Origin of the sequence: Natronomonas amylolytica, from assembly GCF_037031205.1 — an archaeon.
Classification (GTDB): domain Archaea; phylum Halobacteriota; class Halobacteria; order Halobacteriales; family Haloarculaceae; genus Natronomonas; species Natronomonas amylolytica.
This window is the reverse complement of record NZ_JAYEZM010000008.1, coordinates 106,523-122,603: the sequence shown is the minus strand read 5'-3', so window position 1 is coordinate 122,603 and position 16,081 is coordinate 106,523. Positions and strand designations below refer to the sequence as shown.

General features: G+C 65.5%; 14 protein-coding genes. 6 read left to right on the top strand and 8 right to left on the bottom strand.

Translation table 11 applies throughout. From position 1 onward, the window contains the following. The first annotated feature begins 77 nt into the window (after positions 1-77). Positions 78-1,097 carry a response regulator gene (locus U5914_RS12825; RefSeq protein ID WP_336136166.1) on the top strand — a complete coding sequence of 340 codons (1,020 nt, stop codon included), beginning with the start codon at positions 78-80 and terminating at the stop codon, positions 1,095-1,097. 1 nt (position 1,098) lies between these two features. Here U5914_RS12825 and U5914_RS12820 read toward each other — a convergent pair whose 3' ends face one another. Further along, positions 1,099-1,926 (bottom strand): CPBP family glutamic-type intramembrane protease, encoded by an 828-nt coding sequence (locus U5914_RS12820; protein WP_336136165.1) that lies wholly within the window; start codon positions 1,924-1,926, stop codon positions 1,099-1,101. 3 nt (positions 1,927-1,929) lie between these two features. Continuing rightward, the gene (gene lonB, locus U5914_RS12815) at positions 1,930-4,038 is read right to left on the bottom strand and encodes an ATP-dependent protease LonB (protein ID WP_336136164.1); all 2,109 of its coding nucleotides are present in this window, start codon (positions 4,036-4,038) and stop codon (positions 1,930-1,932) included. A 170-nt stretch (positions 4,039-4,208) separates the two neighbouring features. On the opposite strand from lonB, the gene U5914_RS12810 reads away from it, so the two are divergent. Both U5914_RS12810 and U5914_RS12805 read left to right on the top strand, forming a co-directional pair. Beyond that, positions 4,209-4,769 carry a nicotinamide-nucleotide adenylyltransferase gene (locus U5914_RS12810; protein ID WP_336136163.1) on the top strand — a complete coding sequence of 187 codons (561 nt, stop codon included), beginning with the start codon at positions 4,209-4,211 and terminating at the stop codon, positions 4,767-4,769. Further along, complete coding sequence (locus U5914_RS12805; protein WP_336136162.1) at positions 4,770-5,549, top strand: SAM hydrolase/SAM-dependent halogenase family protein; 780 nt, start codon at positions 4,770-4,772, stop codon at positions 5,547-5,549. A gap of 103 nt (positions 5,550-5,652) precedes the next feature. Here U5914_RS12805 and aspS read toward each other — a convergent pair whose 3' ends face one another. From aspS to U5914_RS12780, 5 genes are all read right to left on the bottom strand, one after another. Continuing rightward, entirely contained in the window at positions 5,653-6,957 is a 1,305-nt protein-coding gene (gene aspS / locus U5914_RS12800; RefSeq protein WP_336136161.1) for an aspartate--tRNA(Asn) ligase, read from the bottom strand. A gap of 66 nt (positions 6,958-7,023) precedes the next feature. After that, positions 7,024-7,665, bottom strand: coding sequence for a helix-turn-helix domain-containing protein (locus U5914_RS12795; RefSeq protein WP_336136160.1), 642 nt, complete (start codon positions 7,663-7,665; stop codon positions 7,024-7,026). Positions 7,666-7,750: 85 nt separating this feature from the next. Beyond that, on the bottom strand, positions 7,751-8,467 hold the full coding sequence (locus U5914_RS12790; RefSeq protein WP_336136159.1) for a phosphoglycerol geranylgeranyltransferase: 717 nt from the start codon (positions 8,465-8,467) through the stop codon (positions 7,751-7,753). 210 nt (positions 8,468-8,677) lie between these two features. Continuing rightward, on the bottom strand, positions 8,678-9,835 hold the full coding sequence (locus tag U5914_RS12785) for a hypothetical protein (RefSeq protein ID WP_336136158.1): 1,158 nt from the start codon (positions 9,833-9,835) through the stop codon (positions 8,678-8,680). A gap of 71 nt (positions 9,836-9,906) precedes the next feature. Then, positions 9,907-12,411, bottom strand: a complete 2,505-nt coding sequence (locus tag U5914_RS12780; RefSeq protein ID WP_336136157.1) for a DNA topoisomerase I — start codon at positions 12,409-12,411, stop codon at positions 9,907-9,909. Positions 12,412-12,602: 191 nt separating this feature from the next. Between U5914_RS12780 and U5914_RS12775 the strand changes: the two genes are divergently transcribed. Continuing rightward, entirely contained in the window at positions 12,603-13,190 is a 588-nt protein-coding gene (locus U5914_RS12775; RefSeq protein ID WP_336136156.1) for a hypothetical protein, read from the top strand. A gap of 85 nt (positions 13,191-13,275) precedes the next feature. Here the strand turns inward: U5914_RS12775 and gatB are convergent, their stop codons facing one another. Further along, complete coding sequence (gene gatB / locus U5914_RS12770; protein ID WP_336136155.1) at positions 13,276-14,763, bottom strand: Asp-tRNA(Asn)/Glu-tRNA(Gln) amidotransferase subunit GatB; 1,488 nt, start codon at positions 14,761-14,763, stop codon at positions 13,276-13,278. 177 nt (positions 14,764-14,940) lie between these two features. On the opposite strand from gatB, the gene U5914_RS12765 reads away from it, so the two are divergent. After that, positions 14,941-15,606 (top strand): hypothetical protein, encoded by a 666-nt coding sequence (locus tag U5914_RS12765; protein ID WP_336136154.1) that lies wholly within the window; start codon positions 14,941-14,943, stop codon positions 15,604-15,606. A gap of 157 nt (positions 15,607-15,763) precedes the next feature. Next, positions 15,764-16,069, top strand: coding sequence for a DUF7518 family protein (locus U5914_RS12760; RefSeq protein WP_336136153.1), 306 nt, complete (start codon positions 15,764-15,766; stop codon positions 16,067-16,069). Positions 16,070-16,081: the final 12 nt, after the last annotated feature.

Sequence of the window (16,081 nt, the reverse complement as noted above, 5' to 3'; positions counted from 1 at the left end):
TCCGGCCCGCCGTTTTCGCCCGACTTCCGTCTCGAAACGTCTGTGGACTTTATGTTTGGTCTGGTCGATTCCGACACATGACACGCGAAACGGGCGGGCCCTCGGTCCCCGACCGCCCGGACGACGGGGACGAGGCCACCGCCGAGCGGTTCGTCGCTCGACCCGACCCCGAAGACATCACCCTGCTCGTGGTCGACGACGAGCGCAACCTGTTGTCCATCGTCGCCTCGCGCCTGCAGGAGCGCTTCGATTCCCTCGAAGTCGTCACTGCCAAACACGGCACGGAGGCGCTCGAACTGCTCGACTCGAAGGCCGTCGACTGCGTCATCAGCGACTACAAGATGCCCGGCATGGACGGCCTCGAATTCCTCGAGAAGTGCCGCGACGTCGAACCGGGTATCCCCTTCATCCTCTTTACCTCGGAGGGCTCGAAGGACGTCGCGATGGAGGCCATCGACGCGGGCGTCACCGACTACCTCCGGAAGAACCTGAGCGACGAGGGCTTCGCCCTGCTGGCCAATCGCATCCAGAACGCCGTCGTCCAGTATCGCACCCGCACACTCGCCCGCGAGGCCGAACGGCACGTCCAGCGGGTCCACGACCACGTCGCCGACGCCTATCTCGGCCTCGACGATGGGTGGCATATCGCCTCCGTCGACGAACGCGGCGCGGACCTGCTGGGCGGCGCCCGCGAGGCCCTCGTCGGCGAACGGCTCTGGGAGGTCGTCCCCGAACTGGTCGACTCGCCGCTCCAGTCGGCCTTCGAGGAGGCCGTCGAGACCGGCGAGACGGCCACCTTCCGGATGTCCCACGAGGGTCTGGGCGCCCACTTCGAGGTCCACGCCGTCCCCTCACCGGACGGCCTGTCGGCGTACTTCCGGGACGTCACCGACCGCACCGAGCAGGGAGTGACGCTCGATTCGGTCGCCGACCTCGCGGTCGACCTCCGGGAGACGACCGACGCGCTCGGAGCGGCCACCGACCGCGCGGTCGGGGCCTGCGACTGTGAGGAGGTTCACGCCGTCGCCGGCGAACACGACGACCTCTCGGAACTCGTCGACGAACTCGAATCGACCGTCGACGGCGAGGAGAGATAGGCTACGTCCCGCCGAACGGCTCCCAGCCAAGCCCCTCCACGACCACGAACTCGACCGCGTTGACGACGTAGTGGGCGACGACTACCACGAGCAGACTGTTCGTGAGGACGAAGACCGCCGCCAGCGCGAAGCCCAGCAGGCCGGTCACGACGACGCCCACCCCGCCCTGTGCGCCGTGGCCGGCGGCGAAGGCGACCGATGAAAGCAGGGCCAACAGCCACGGCGAGACGCCAAAGCCGACCGCGAAGGCGCCGACGAGCGCGCCCCGAAACAGCAACTCCTCGAAGCCGGCGATGAGCGGCAGGACACCGCCGAGCAGGAGCACCCATCCCCGCGCCGTCTCGGGTGCGAGCATCTCCCGCAGTTCCTCGCTCGGGTCGGCATCGAAGATATCGACCAGTCCGGCCGCCAGCGTGTTCGCCAGCGCGAGGCCGACGCCGACGGCGATACCGATGCCGACGCCGAAAAGGCCCGAACCGAGCGGGTCGGCGGTGATACCGAACGCCGAGGCGGGCACCGCCGTCAGCAACGCGCCGCCGACGAGCAACGCCGCAAAGAGGCCGTGGGAGACGGCGACGTTGGCGATCAGCGCCGTCGTCGAAAGCTCCGGCCCGCCGTCCAGCGTCGTCTCGGCGGGCGTCTTCCGGCGCGGTTCCGGCGCGGCCCCCGCGTCGAGGTGGTCGGCGCCGTCCGGCAGGCGGTCCAGCCACTGCTGTTCCTCGCGGGTGACGTAGCGGCCGCCGACGACCGACTGTGAGGCGCGCGCCAAAAGAAGCAGCAATACGAGAACGGTGAGCGTGATGCCAGCGAAGGCGGCCCACCGGGTCACGCCTTACTGGGGGGAGGGGCTGCTGGTGCCGCCGACCTCGCGCTGTTCGAGCGCGGAGCCGGTGATGTTCTTGAGGCGGTCGATGAGCGAGTCCTTCTCGGGTTCGCCGGCGAGCGCCACGTCCAGCACCTCGGAGATGTGCGAGACCGGGATGATCTCGATCTGGTCCTTGTACTCGTCTTCGATCATCACGTCCTGCTCGTTGGCCTTCGGGATGATGACCGTATCGAGGCCGGCCTTCGCCGCGGCCTCGATCTTGTGGGTGACGCCGCCGACCGGCAGGACGTCACCGCGAACCGACAGCGAGCCGGTCATGGCCATGTCCTGTCGGACGGGGATGTCCTCCAGCGCCGAGATGACGGCCGTCGCGACCGTAATCGAGGCGGAGTCGCCGTCGACGCCGCCCTCGCCGGTCTGGACGAACTGGATGTGGATGTCCTTCTCGGAGATGTTCTCGTCGCTGAACTTCTTGATAATCGCCGAGACGTTCGAGACGGCCTCCTGGGCCATCTCCTTCAGTTGGCCGGTGGCGATGACCTCGCCGGGCCCCTGCGAGGGGGCGACCTCGGCCATGACGGGGAGGACGATACCGGAGTCCTCGCCCATCACCGCGAGGCCGTTGACGCGGCCGACCACGTCGCCCTCGCTGACGGTGAGTTCGTAGTCCTTCCGGCGCTCGATGTAGTCGTCGGCGAGCTGCTGTTCGATGGAGCGCGAGCGGGCCTTCGCCTGCAGGACGTCCTCGCGTTCGGTGAACTCCTTGTCCTCGGCGCGGGCGATGTCGCCGGCGACGCGAACGAGGCCACCGACGTCACGGAACTCCAGCGTGAGGTGGCCCTTGCGGCCCGCACGGCGGCGGGATTCGAGGATGACTTCCTCGATGGCTTCGTCGGTAAACGCCGGGAGACGGCCGTCGTTGTCGACCTCTTGGGCGACGAACCGGGCGTACTTCCGGCGCATCTCCGGGGTGTCCTCGATGGTGTCGTCCATGTACACCTCGTACCCGTAGCCCTTGATACGGCTCCGGAGCGCGGGGTGCATGTTCTCCATCGCGTCGAGGTTCCCGGCGGCGACCATGACGAAGTCGGTCGGGACGGGTTCGGTCTGGACCATCGCACCCGAGGAGCGCTCGGACTGGCCCGTGATCGAGAACTCGCCCTCCTGAATCGCCGTCATCAGTTTCTGCTGGCTGCGGATGTCGAGGGTGTTCATCTCGTCGATGAACAGCACGCCCTTGTTGGCTTTGTGGATGGCGCCAGCCTCGACGCGGTCGTGGCTGGGCGTCTCCATGCCGCCGGACTGGAAGGGGTCGTGGCGGACGTCGCCGAGCAGTGCGCCGGCGTGGGCGCCGGTCGCGTCCTCGAACGGCGCGACCTGCTGGTCGGCGTTGTTGACGAGCAGGTTCGGCACCATCGCGTCGCTGCCGCGGCTCATGTACTTGAACGCGAGGTAGATGATACCGGCGGCGATGATGCCGAGCAGGAGTTGCTGCGCGATGAGGATGGCGTAGCCGAACACGACGGCGATGATGATCCACATCAGGAAGCTCCGCATCTGGTTGCGCTTGCGGGCCTCCTCCTTGTGGGCATCGACGATTTGCTCGCCCTTGCCCGCGGGGACGGTGCGGACCTTCGGCTCGTTGCCGTCGTCCGGGTTGTGGTAGACCAGCACGTCCTGCAGTTCCTCCTTGGGGAGGAGCTGGCTCATCGCCTTGGCGAGCATCGACTTCCCGGTCCCGGGAGAGCCGATCATCATCACGTGGCGGCGCTGTTTGGCCGCCTTCAGGACGATATCGCGAGCGTGGTCCTGCCCGATGACCTGGTCGACGAGGCGGTCGGGCACCTCGATGTCCTCGCTCGAATCTATCTGGAGGCCGCCGAGGAGGTTGTCCTCCTCGTCTTCGTCGATCTCGATGTCTCCTTCGACCTCGACGTCGCTGCCGAGGTCGGAGCCATCGAGCAGCTCCTCGTCGTCGTCGAGCTGCTCACTTGCGCCCTCCTGAGCCGGCGCAATCGGTTCCTCGGGCGGGTCCCGAGGCGCCTCTTCGCCCGGCTCTTCGGTCGGGGTCCGACGCTCGTCGGCGTCGGCATCTTCGTCTGTTTCGTTGCTCATAGAACCGTTGCTATTACCGAAAACCAAGGGTCGTCAACTGATATACTTTCTCCCCTCGTCACGCTCTGCCCCTGCTGAAAACCGCGGTACTGGGCCGGTATACGGCGGTATGCGGTTCCGACCGTCCGGGACTCGTCGGGTTTATAAAATCGGACTCCGAGACCCCTCACATGACCCGGGGGTTCTACATCGGCCGTTTCCAGCCGTTCCACGAGGGCCACCATGCGATGGTCGAACGCATCGGCGAGGAGGTCGACGAACTCGTCGTCGGCATCGGGAGCGCCGACCAGTCGCATACCGCCCGCAACCCGTTCACCGCGGGCGAACGCATCATGATGATTACCAAGACGCTGGCGGACCTCGATATCATCACCTACGCCGTCCCCATCGAGGACCTCAACCGCAATTCGGTGTGGGTCAGCCACGTCCAGTCGATGAGCCCTCGATTCGAGGTCGCCTTCTCGAACAACCCGCTCGTCGTCCGCCTTTTCGAGGAGGCGGGCATCGAAGTCCGACAATCCCCCATGTATCGCCGCGAGGAGTTCGAGGGCACCGAGGTCCGCCAGCGCATCGCCGACGACGGCGACTGGGAGCAACTCGTCCCCGACGCCGTCGCCGAGGTCATCGACGAAATCGACGGGGCTGAACGCATCCAGCAGATATCTGCCAGCGACGCCAACGGCCCCGATGTCGACGACACCGACATGAACGGGGGGCCATCCGCGGACTAGATGATCACGCTCACCTCCGATTTCGGCACGCCCTACCCCGCGGCGATGAAAGGCGTCATCCTCAAGCGCTGTGACGCCCGGTTGGTCGACGTCGCCCACGACCTCCCCCGGCAGGACGTCCGCTCGGCGGCCTTCTGGCTCACGCAGGTCCTCCCCGAGTTTCCGCCGGCGGTCCACCTCGCCGTCGTCGACCCCGGCGTCGGCACCGACCGCAATGCGCTGGTCATCCGCGCCGGCGACCACCTGCTGGTCGGCCCCGACAACGGCGTCCTCCTGCCGCCGGCCCGCGAACTCGCCAGCGGCGGCAACGGCGACGACTACGAGACCGACATCGACGCCTACGAACTCGAAATCGAGGACCCACGGAGTTCCACGTTCCACGGCCGGGACGTCTTCGCGCCCGCCGCCGCGGCCGTCCACGAGGCCGGCATCGACCGCCTCCCCGAGGTCGACGGCGTCACGCCGGCCGAGGACGTCGTCGACCTCCGGCTTCCCGACCCCGAACTCGGCGACGACGGCGCGACCGGCGACGTCCTCGCTATCGACGACTTCGGCAACACGATTACGAACGTTCCCGGCGACGTGCTCGACGGCCACGACACGGTTCACATCGACGGCGAGGAAGTCCCCGTCGTGGCATCCTATGCCCACGCCGAGGTCGGCCAGCGCGTCGCCACCGTCGGCAGCCACGAGAAGGTGGAGTTCGCGGTCAATCAGGGCCGCGGCGACGACGCCTTCGGCCTGTCGGTCGGCGATTCGGTCCGGGTGGACTGGGCGTAGGGCGGCCGCTCGTAGTCGTCGCTGACGCGAGCAAGTGAGTTCTCGATAAATAAAGCAAAACCAGCGAGACGCTTTCCATCTCGCTGGCTTCCAACGGCTTCGCCTACGGGCTCAGACGTTGTCGGTCTCGCGGGAACAGCACGGCTTCCCGGATGTTCGAGAGGTCGAGCATCGTCATGAGGAGCCGTTCGGCGCCGAGACCCCAGCCGGCGTGCGGCGGCATGCCGTATTTGAACATCTCGGTGTAGTACTCGAAGGCCTCGGGGTCGAGGCCCTGCTGTTCGAAGCCCTCGATGAGCTGCTCTTCGCGGTGTTCACGCTGGCCGCCGGAGACGAGTTCCATCCGCGGGTGCATCATGTCGAAGCCGGTCGACAGCTCCGTGTCGTCGTCGTTGTCCATGATGTAGAACGGCTTGATCTCGCTGGGCCAGTCGGTGATGAAGTAGTGGCCGCCGACGTCGTCCCCGAGGGCCTTCTCGCCCTCGGTCGGCAGGTCGTCGCCCCAGACGAGTTGCTCGTCGAGTTCGCCGGTGGCGTTGATGCGCTCGATGGCCTCCTCGTACGAGATACGCGGGAACGGCGTCTCGGGCGCCTCGAACTCGTCGGCGATGCCGAGGGCTTCGAGCTGCTTTTCGCAGTTCTCCTCGACGGCCGCGTAGGCGGCGGTGACGACCTGTTCGCAGACGTCCATCGCGTCGTGGTGGTCACAGAAGGCGCCCTCGAAGTCGATGGAGGTCGCCTCGTTGAGGTGCCGCGGCGTGTTGTGTTCCTCGGCGCGGAAGATGGGGCCGATCTCGAAGACGCGTTCGAGGTTCGAGCCCGCGATGAGCTGCTTGAACAGCTGTGGGCTCTGGTTCATGAACGCTTCCTCGCCGAAGTAGGTGATGGGGAAGAGTTCGGTGCCGCCCTCGGTGCCCGTGGCGACGATTTTCGGCGTGTTGATTTCGGTGGCGTCGGCGTCGCGGAAGGCCTCCCGAACGGCGCGGAGGACCTCGGCGCGAATCTCGAAGATGGCCTGACCCTCCTCGCGGCGGAGGTCCAGCGTCCGGTTGTCGAGGCGGGTCGAGAGTTCGGCTTCGACCTTCCCCGAGGGGTCCAGCGGCAGTTCGGTGTCGGCCTCGGCGATAATCCCGACCGATTCGGGGACGATTTCGACGCCGGTCGGGGCGCGGTCTTCCTCCTCGACGGCGCCCGTCACGGAGACGACCGACTCGCGGGAGGCGTTCAGTCCCGTCTCGACCAGTTCGTCGTCCATCTCGTCTTTCTCGAATTTGACCTGGATGCGACCCGTCGTATCGCGCAGAATGAGAAACGCGATGCCGCCGAGGTCGCGGACTTCGTGGACCCAGCCGGCGACGGTGGCGTCCGTCCCGGGCTCGGCGTCCGCCGTGTACGTTCGGTTCTCCATACCCCGGATTCTCGTCGGCGCGACTTAAACGCGGCTTTTCGTCGCGGAGACCGCGAACGCCGGCTGCTATCGGAGCGCGTCCTCGACGAGTCGCGCGTTGGCCCGGCGCAGTCGTTCGGAAACCGCCTGATTCGACACGCCCAGTTCGTCGGCGAGTTCGCCTGTGGATATCCCCCGCGGCACCTCGAAGTAGCCGCGCTCGTAGGCGAGTTCGAGCGTCTCGCGCTGTTCGTCGGTCAACGTCGGCCCGTCGCCGTCGCGCTGGCCCGAATCGTAGAGCCGCTCCAGCCGGAACGTGATGTCGTTGTCCTGCAGATACGCCCGATACTCCGAGAGGGCTTCTCGGTTCGGATACCGAGTTCGTGCGTGCCACCAGCCGTCCTCGTAGTAGGCTTTGAGCCGCTCGCCGCCCACCTCGACCCACTTCGGGTAGGTCATGACGGCCCTTCCGGCGGCGGTTTGGACTCGGTAGAGGCACTCGCCGTCGATTTCGCGTACCCGCTCGAACTCCGCGACCGACGGGTCCGCCACGAGGGCGCTATCGAACGCCTCGATGTCCGGCGCCGACGCCCACACGAACACGATGGGCCGTTCCGGGTCCGTCGCGTAGGCCCGCTCGATGCGCAGGGTCGCCTCCGGGACGGCCTCGATAGAATCCGCGAGTGCGAGATTGTCGGGGGAGACGGCGTACTCCGCGATAACACTCATCGTCTGGCGATTCGTCGGCGACTGCTTATAAACGCACAGGTATTATTTCAGCGATTTATTCGACACGAACGAACTGGGTGCTCCCTTACTCGCCGTCGACCTTGGCGTCCTTGGCTCCCCGGACCGTCTCGGCGACCGCGTCGGCGCCCTCATCGTGGACGAGGTCGCCGACGATGACGGTGTCGGCGTGGCTGGCCATTTCGTAGGCGGACTCGTAATCGCCGATGCCGCCGCCGTAGAAGACCGTCGCGTCGTCGACGGCGTCGGTCGCGGCCTGTACGACCTCGGGGTCGCCGTAGGTGCCCGAATACTCGATGTAGACGATCTCCTGGCCGAGCATCTGCTCGGCGACCTCGGCGTAGGCGGCCACGTCGTCGGCCCCGAGGTCGCAGTCGGCCTCGGTGTACTCGGCCACCGACGCCTCGGGGTTCATGATGACGTAGGCCTCGGTGAAGGTGCGACTCCAGTCGATGTCGTCGTCGAGGCGGACCCACTCCTTGTGGGCACCGACCGTCCAGAAGACGTCGCCGGCGTTGAGGACGACGGGGACGAGATAGCCGTCGAGCTCGTCGCGGTGGACGACCGAGGCGACGTTCGACGGCTCGATGTAGATGGGGATGTCGTAGGCACCGGCGGCCTCGACGGCACGGGCCATCTTCGCTTCGGTCATGCCGGTCGTTCCGCCGATTTCGAGGGCGTCGGTCCCCGTCGCACAGACGTCCTCGAAGGTCTCTCCCTCCGCGAGCGTCTTGTCGGGGTCGATTTTGACGATGTGGTCCCACTCGGCCCAGGGAGCGCTCATACCCTCTCGAAGCCCGGGCCCGACTAAAACCGCTTCGACTCGACGTTTTTCCGCGTCGGGTCGCGCGAAGCGCGAGGACGCTCTACGCACGGCGGTGAAGCCGCCGTTCGCACGGGCAGCGGGACCGACATCTAACCATGGTTGAAAATGTAGGTAAAACGCCCTGATTCGCCCGGCGTATACTTACCAAACGGAGTACGATCTCTCGGATTACTCTGGTATTATAGTCTTGTTTCGCGTGAATACTATTCGGTCGTCTCGATAGGTGATTCGCATTGAGGCATCGTAGATACTCTTCGTTAGGTAGGGTGAGTTATTCGAGGGAGATGTATCATATACTTCTGGATTGCAGCTAACGTCTGGGTCGACAATACAGGTAAGAGTATCAAGAACCGACCCTATCAGCCCGTCGTCTTCGTACTCCTCATTGACCCGGGTTTCAAATTCTTCTTCTTCAATATCTGCCATGAATTCGTAGGAGCCGTTAATCCGGTCTGCTCCGACATAGAATATATCGTTTCGTTCGTTCCCGAATGCGGCTTCCAATTCTGGACAAGCGACCGTCTCACCGTTCTCTCCTATAAGTTCTCCCGCCGTATACCGAATCGTTACCGAATCGCCCGGTGCACTACAAACACCTTGTAGAACCTCGTCATCACCCTCTTTTTTGGTGACAACCGCTGCCACGGATGCGTTATCGACGTCATCTACGAGATATATACGCCACATCTCGTCTTCATCCGCGTTCCGTCTGGTTTGAACGGCGAATTCATCACCTCCTGTTAATACCCAATCGACACCATCGATTAGCGGGTCTACAAACCCATCGCGGGTCTCGTCCAATGAATCCCGTTTGGCGGTCATCGTATACCCTCTTGTACTCACGTTACTCGCGACCAACCACGTCGTTCGGTCTTCGATACCCAATGGGTCGATAGTAATATCGGTAATCGCGTCAGCAATATCGGGATCTCCCGGCATGAAACCGTCCGTCTCTCTTTGAACTACTCTGGTCCCATTCGTCATCGCCAAAAGCTCGAAAGACCGACTCTGGCCTTCAATCGCGTTCGCGGAGGCGCGGTTTGAACCCCATGTAGTAGCGTTAGCTTTGATTATGGAACGCCGGTCCGCATAACCGGCCGTCTCGCTGTGGTAGTTCGCCATCGCCATCGACTCGGCGAGCCGCTCTTGGGTCACCTCGTCTTCCGATAGCGGTGCCGTCGAGCTTCCCACCTCCCGCGTCGAGAGGTTCTCCGTGTAGATGGCGCTGTTCAGGACCAGCGCTAACCCGACGAAGACGACCGCCAGCATCAGGGCCGTGATTATCAGTATCTGGCCGCGGCTGTGCGGTCCCTCGGCGTCGATCATGCGTCCACCAGTGCGTGTGTCATTCCCACCCTGATAAAAACCTGCGGATGGATCAGTCCCTGAAATGACCGTTAGTCAGCCGTAGCGCCGGCGTTCGCCTCGGCTTGCCACTCGCGGATGCGGTCCTCCGAGACGCCCTGTACCTCGCCGGCGACCGCGGCGGCGTCGACCGTCCGGAGGTCGTCCAGCGATTCGACGCCGGCGGCGGCGAGTTTCTCCGCGGTCTTGGCGCCGATGCCGTCGAGGTCCTCGATCTCCGAGGCGGCCTGTCGCTCCTGATATTCGGCGTAGTTGCAGATGGGACAGCCGAGTTCCCACGGGTCGTCGTCGTCCTCGCCGTCGGCGATTTCGAGATGCGGCAGGTCGTGTTCCTCACAGCGTTCGGGGGTCACGATGACGTCGCCGCGGCGCGGCAACGGCAGGGAGTACTCGCAGTCGGGATACCGGGTACAGCCGACCAGCCGCGAACCCGAGCGGAGCTGTTTGATGGCCAGTTCGCCGCCGTGTTCCTCGCCGCATTCGGGACACGCGCCGATGATCTCGTCTTCGGCCTCGTCGGCCTCCTCGGCCTTGCAGCGGGGACAGCCGTGGACGAACGTGTTGCGGCCCGCCAGCATCTTGACGTGCCGGAGGTCGTGTTCGTCGCACGTCTCGTCGAGGACGGTCGGTTCGCCCTGATTCGGCAGGGGGAGGGTGTACTCGCAGTCGGGGAAGCCGTCACAGCCGACGAAGTACGAGCCCCGACGCGAGCGGCGGACGAGCAGGTCCTCGCCGCATTCCGGGCATGGCCCCAGCGTCTTGTCGGCCTTCATCGAATCCCGGAGGTGTTCGCCGATTTCCTCCCGAGAGTCGTGGAGTTCCTCGAAGATTTTCCCCAGCATCTCGCGGGATTCGGCGGTCACCTCGTCGTAGTTCTTCTCGCCTTCGGCGATGGCGCGCATGTCCGCCTCCAGTTGCGCAGTCATCTCCTCGTCGACGATGCGGTCGGCGAAGGCCTCGGCGGCCTCGACGACGGCCATCGCGAGTTTGGTGGGTCGCGGTGGGTCGCCCTCGATGTAGCCGCGGTCGTAGAGCTTTTGGAGGGTATTGTGCCGGGTCGCCTTCGTCCCGAGGCCGAGGTCCTCCATGGTCTCGATGAGCCGCGACTGGCCGCGGCGACGGGGTGGTTGGGTCTGTTTGGCTTCCAGTTCGACATCGTCAATTCCGAGCGGTTCGCCCTCCTCGACGTCGGGGACGATGTTCTCGGAACTGGAGGCGTAGGGGTAGACGTCGAGGTAGCCGGCTTCCAGCAGGCGCTTGCCGTTGGCCTTCAGCAGCGCGCCGTCGGCGTCGGCGACGACCTTGAGGTGTTCCCATTTGGCGGCCTCGGCGACGGTCGCGAAGAAGCGCCGGACGACGAGTTCGTAGACCTCCCACTCGTCGTCCGAGAGGTCCTGCTTGCCCGGAACCTCGCCGGTCGGGTGAATCGGCGGGTGGTCGGTCGTCTCCTCGTCGCCCGAGGTGGGCTCGATGTCCTCGGCGTCCAGCAGTTCCTCGGCGTCGTCGCCGAATGGGTGGTGGCCGACGAAGTCCTCCAGCAGTTCCTCGGGGTCGAGGTCGTCGGGGTAGACGGTGTTGTCCGTCCGCGGGTAGGTGATGTAGCCGGCGGTGTAGAGTTCCTCGGCGACGCTCATGGCCTTCTGGGCCGAGAGGCCGAGCGACCCCGCCGCGCGGATGTACTGGGTGGTGTTGAACGGCTCCGGCGGGTCGTCGGTTCGGGTGCGGCGGCGGACCGAATCGACGACGGCCTCGCCGGCACCCTGCAGGCGCTCGAAGGCCTCGTCGGCGGCGTCTTCGTCCCAGACGCGCTCCTGTTCCTTGCCGTCTTCCGTGTAGAAGTACTGGGCCTCGAAGGTCGTCTCGTCCTTCCGGAGGTCGGCGAACAGTTCCCAGTAGTCGTCGGGGTCGAAGGCCTGAATCTCGCGTTCGCGCTCGACGATGAGCCGCAGGGTCGGCGACTGCACTCGACCGACCGAGATGAAGTCGTCGCCGAGCTGTTTCGCGGACAGCGAGAGGAACCGCGTCAGGGCGGCGCCCCACAGCAGGTCGATGACCTGCCGGGCCTCGCCGGCCGCGGCGAGGTCGAAGTCCAGTTCGTCGGGATTTGCGAAGGCGTTCTTGACCTCGTTTTCCGTGATCGAGGAGAAGCGGACTCGCTGGATGGGGATATCCGCGACATCGTCGATGAGTTCGTAGGCCTCCTTGCCGATGAGTTCGCCCTCGCGGTCGTAGTCGGTCGCGATGACTGCCTCGTCGGCGTCCCTGGCCAACTGCTGGAGGGTGCGGACGATGTTCTCCTGTGTCGGCGTCTTCACGACGTCGGCATCCACGAGTTCGACCGGTTGGACGTCCCGCCAGTCCGAGTACTCGGCGGGAAAGTCCACGCCGACGACGTGGCCGGAGAGGCCGACACACCGCTTGTCGCCCCAGCGATACACGTTGACGCCGTTGCGCCGCTCGGCGGACGCGCCGCCGTCGGAGAGTATCTCCGCGATGCGACGGGCGGCGTTGTCCTTCTCGGTGACGATGAGTTCCACGTTGGGACAGTCTACGCCGACACCCGTTTTCAACCTTTCGTCGCAAACGCCACAAAACCACGGTAGGGCGCGCCTGCGGGCGTATGAGCGCGTTCGAGCGAGCGCCCGCGCGCACGGTGGTGGACCCACCTCGTTACGGTCACGCCGTCGGCTTTCGGCACCCTCTTGGCTGCCCAGTCCCGAGCGCGTGTATGGACGAGCCTACCGCTCGGAAATTCCGCTTTCTGACCCTGCAGGTCGTCGGCGCGGTCGCCGTCGTCCACTTCGTCGTCGGCGCCTCGGAACTCGCCCGCTTCCGGAAGGCGGGCATCCTCGGGCAGTACCTCTTCGGCGGGGAACTTTTCGTCCAGCCGGACCCGGTGCTGTTCGTCGTCTCGTCGGTCGCGATACTCGCCGGTATCGGCGCCGTTTCGACCGGGTATCTCGATTTCCGCCGCGCTTACGTCCTCGGGATGGCCGCGATGGCCGTCTACGTCGTCGGCTGGTTCGCGTGGCACACCGTGCTGGACCACGGGGTCGGCGCCACCCCCACCACGTCCGGGGCGGCCGATACCACTCACTTCGGCCTCGTCAACGTGGTTCTCTCCCACTACGTCGACCCGCTCGTCGGCGCCGTCAACGGCGCCGACCAGCCCGGTCGCGTCGTGCTGGCCGCGGTCTCGAAGACGCTCGAAGTCGTCGCGTTCGGGCTTCTGGCGACGCTTCTGGCGTTCGACCCGCGCGTCGAGGACCCGGAGAACCCGGTCGCCGAACTCGGCGACTCGACCGCCGAAAAGTGAGGGTGCTTATTTAAAAGTATAAACGCACGCTCCGATTGCGGAGGGTATCGTGTGGACGCCTTATTTAAAACGAGAGATATGAGGCCTACGCCAGTTCCTCGCGGAGGAGTTCGTTGACGGTCCCGGGGTCGGCGGACCCGCCGGTCTTCCCCATGACCTGCCCCACGAGGAAGTTCAAAGCGCCGTCCTCGCCGGCGTGGTAGTCCTCGACGGCCTCGGGGTTTTCCTCGATGGCCTCGGTGACGGCGGCGGCGACCTCGCCCTCGCCGGTCTTGCCGAGGTCCTCTTCCTCGACGATGGCGTCGGGGGCCATCCCGTCGTCGAGCATCCGCCGGAGGACGATTTCCTCGGCGTTCTTGACCGTAATCTCGTCGTCGGCGACCAACTCGACGAGGCGGGCGAACTCGTCGAGGCGCTCCTCGACGTCCGTAATCTCCATATCGCGGTAGTGGAGTTCGCCGAGCAGGTTGTCGGCGACCCACGTCGCGGCGAGTTGGGGGTCGAACTCCTCGGCGATGCGCTCGTAGAAGTCCGCGACCTGCTTCGTGGAGGTGAGTTTCGAGGCGTCCTCGGCATCGAGGCCGTACTCCTCGGTGAAGCGCTCGCGGCGGGCATCCGGCAGTTCCGGGATGTCGATTCGCTCCTTCCAGTCGGAGACGCGAAGCGGCGGCAGGTCGGCCTCACGGAAGTAGCGGTAGTCCTTCTCCTCTTCCTTGGAGCGCATCGAGACGGTGACGCCGCGGGATTCGTCCCAGTGGCGGGTCTCCTGTTCGACCTCGCGGCCGCGCTGGATGGCGTTCTTCTGGCGGGTCTCCTCGTAGGCCAGCGCCTTCTCGGCGGCCTTGTGGCTGGAGATGTTCTTGACCTCGGTGCGGTTGGCGGATTCGAGGACCGCCTCGCTGATTTCGCCGTCGTCGCCGACCTCGTCGGCGTCGACGATGGAGAGGTTGGCGTCGACGCGGAGGCTCCCGTCGCGGGTCACGTCGAAGACGCCGAGGTATTCGAGGACCTCGGTCAGTTTGGCGAGGAAGGCACGGGCCTCCTCGGCGCCGCGGAAGTCGGGCGCGGTGACGATTTCCATCAGCGGCGTGCCGGCGCGGTTGTAGTCGACCAGCGTGTAGTCGGCGGTGTCGATGGAGCCGCCGGCGTGAGTGAGACTGCCGGGGTCCTCTTCGAGGTGGGCGCGTTCGATACCGACCGTCTTGGTCTCGCCTTCGACGCTGAACTCCAGTTCGCCGCCGTCGCAGACGGGCGCGTCGTACTGGGTTATCTGGAAGTTCTTCGGCAGGTCGGGGTAGTAGTAGTTCTTCCGGTGGAACCGGGTCTCCTCGGGAATCTCCGAATCCAGTGCCTTGCCGACCTTGACGGCCGCCTCGACGGCGCCCTCGTTGAGGACGGGCAGCGCGCCCGGCAGGCCGAGACAGACCGGACAGGTCCGGGTGTTGGGCTCCTCTTCGTCGGCGGGTTCCGTCGAACAGCCACAGAAGATCTTCGTCGCCGTCTCGAGTTGGACGTGGACCTCCAGCCCGATGACGGCCGCGAGATCTCGTTGCTCGGCGGTCTGTGCGGTCATTGTGCCAGTTGTTCGAGCGCGAACGCTTTAGCCTAACGAACGACCGAGCGGGTGGGTCCCAGCGGCCCGGAAGGGGCTGTATAATAAAGGGCGTCCGGAACGAAACGACCGAGCAGAAACGATGTCTCCCCATAGAACCGCCGGCGGACCGACGCGGAACCGTGCGGGTACCCACCGTTGCTGACCCGACGCCAGCTACTGGCGGGCACGGCGGCGGCGACAGCGGCGACGGCCGGCTGTCTCGGCTTCGGCGAGGAGCGTGAGGTCACCAGCACCTACTACTACGGCGTCGACGTCAACCCGACGGCGCCCGTCTCGGACGTCACGCTCTACCTGCCGGTTCCCGTCCGCGACGGCGAATCGGCCTTCTCCGAGGCCGTCACTGGCGAGGGCATCCGCCCCGAAGAGTGGTCCTACGCCGTCGTCGACACCGAGCGCGGGCCGATGCTCGAAATCGGTATCGACGAACTCCAGCCGGAATCGCGGCCGTTCAACATCGACCTCGACGTCGCCAGCGAGGACGAGATAGACACGCGGAAACCCCTCGAGAACGAACCGACCCTGCAGCCGAAAGCCGACCTCCAGCAGGTCGACTGTGACTTTCCCCACCCCGACGAGTGGGACGACCGCCTCCGCTGTTACACCTACGAGGGCGCCCTCTACGGCACCTACGAACCGACCGGAACCGAGGTGTCGCTGGCCGCCCGATTCACCGGGGAGAACACGTGGTTCACGGGCGGGTGGAACGGCAACGACTACACCGACGACGTCCACGGGTTCGTCGACGGCACGGGGTGGACGACCGCCCGCGGGTCCGTCCGTGCGGGCGTCGGCAACTACTGACCAGTGCCGGCAACGCCCGTTTCGACTACGTCGGAACCTCGATACGAAACCGTGGGTGGCCGCCGCTGACCGCCGAGTGCCGCCCGGTTTCGGACGTATCAGAACAGGTGTCAATGTCTGACGCACATTTATACGTTCGGGGGCGCCAGTCGGTGGTATGTCAGGGAACCGTGTGGAGGAACTTGAGGCCAAGGTGCGCGAACTCGAAGCGACGATCGACGGCTTGACCGACGAACTGGTCGAGACGAAGGAGCGACTGCAGGTCCTCGAGGAGGGGTCGGACGTGGATACGGACGTCCTCTCGCGGAGTTCCAGCAGCACAGCGGCCACGACGACCGAGCAGGCGACGCAGGAGCAGGCCGACGACGAGACAGAGGTGTCGGCCGACGAGGTTAACACCGACGAGGACGACGGGGACGATAACACGGACTCCGAGTCCGGTGACGACATCATCGTCGCCTGATTCGGGGCGCCA

What these genes read in the sequence shown, in the direction of transcription:
- U5914_RS12775 (WP_336136156.1), top strand. Translation starts at nt 12,603, where the DNA reads ATGGACGAGCCTACCGCTCGGAAATTCCGCTTTCTGACCCTGCAGGTC.
- U5914_RS12825 (WP_336136166.1), top strand. Translation starts at nt 78, where the DNA reads ATGACACGCGAAACGGGCGGGCCCTCGGTCCCCGACCGCCCGGACGAC.
- lonB (WP_336136164.1), bottom strand. Translation starts at nt 4,038, where the DNA reads ATGAGCAACGAAACAGACGAAGATGCCGACGCCGACGAGCGTCGGACC.
- U5914_RS12795 (WP_336136160.1), bottom strand. Translation starts at nt 7,665, where the DNA reads ATGAGTGTTATCGCGGAGTACGCCGTCTCCCCCGACAATCTCGCACTC.
- gatB (WP_336136155.1), bottom strand. Translation starts at nt 14,763, where the DNA reads ATGACCGCACAGACCGCCGAGCAACGAGATCTCGCGGCCGTCATCGGG.
- aspS (WP_336136161.1), bottom strand. Translation starts at nt 6,957, where the DNA reads ATGGAGAACCGAACGTACACGGCGGACGCCGAGCCCGGGACGGACGCC.
- U5914_RS12760 (WP_336136153.1), top strand. Translation starts at nt 15,764, where the DNA reads ATGTCAGGGAACCGTGTGGAGGAACTTGAGGCCAAGGTGCGCGAACTC.
- U5914_RS12790 (WP_336136159.1), bottom strand. Translation starts at nt 8,467, where the DNA reads ATGAGCGCTCCCTGGGCCGAGTGGGACCACATCGTCAAAATCGACCCC.
- U5914_RS12785 (WP_336136158.1), bottom strand. Translation starts at nt 9,835, where the DNA reads ATGATCGACGCCGAGGGACCGCACAGCCGCGGCCAGATACTGATAATC.
- U5914_RS12810 (WP_336136163.1), top strand. Translation starts at nt 4,209, where the DNA reads ATGACCCGGGGGTTCTACATCGGCCGTTTCCAGCCGTTCCACGAGGGC.
- U5914_RS12805 (WP_336136162.1), top strand. Translation starts at nt 4,770, where the DNA reads ATGATCACGCTCACCTCCGATTTCGGCACGCCCTACCCCGCGGCGATG.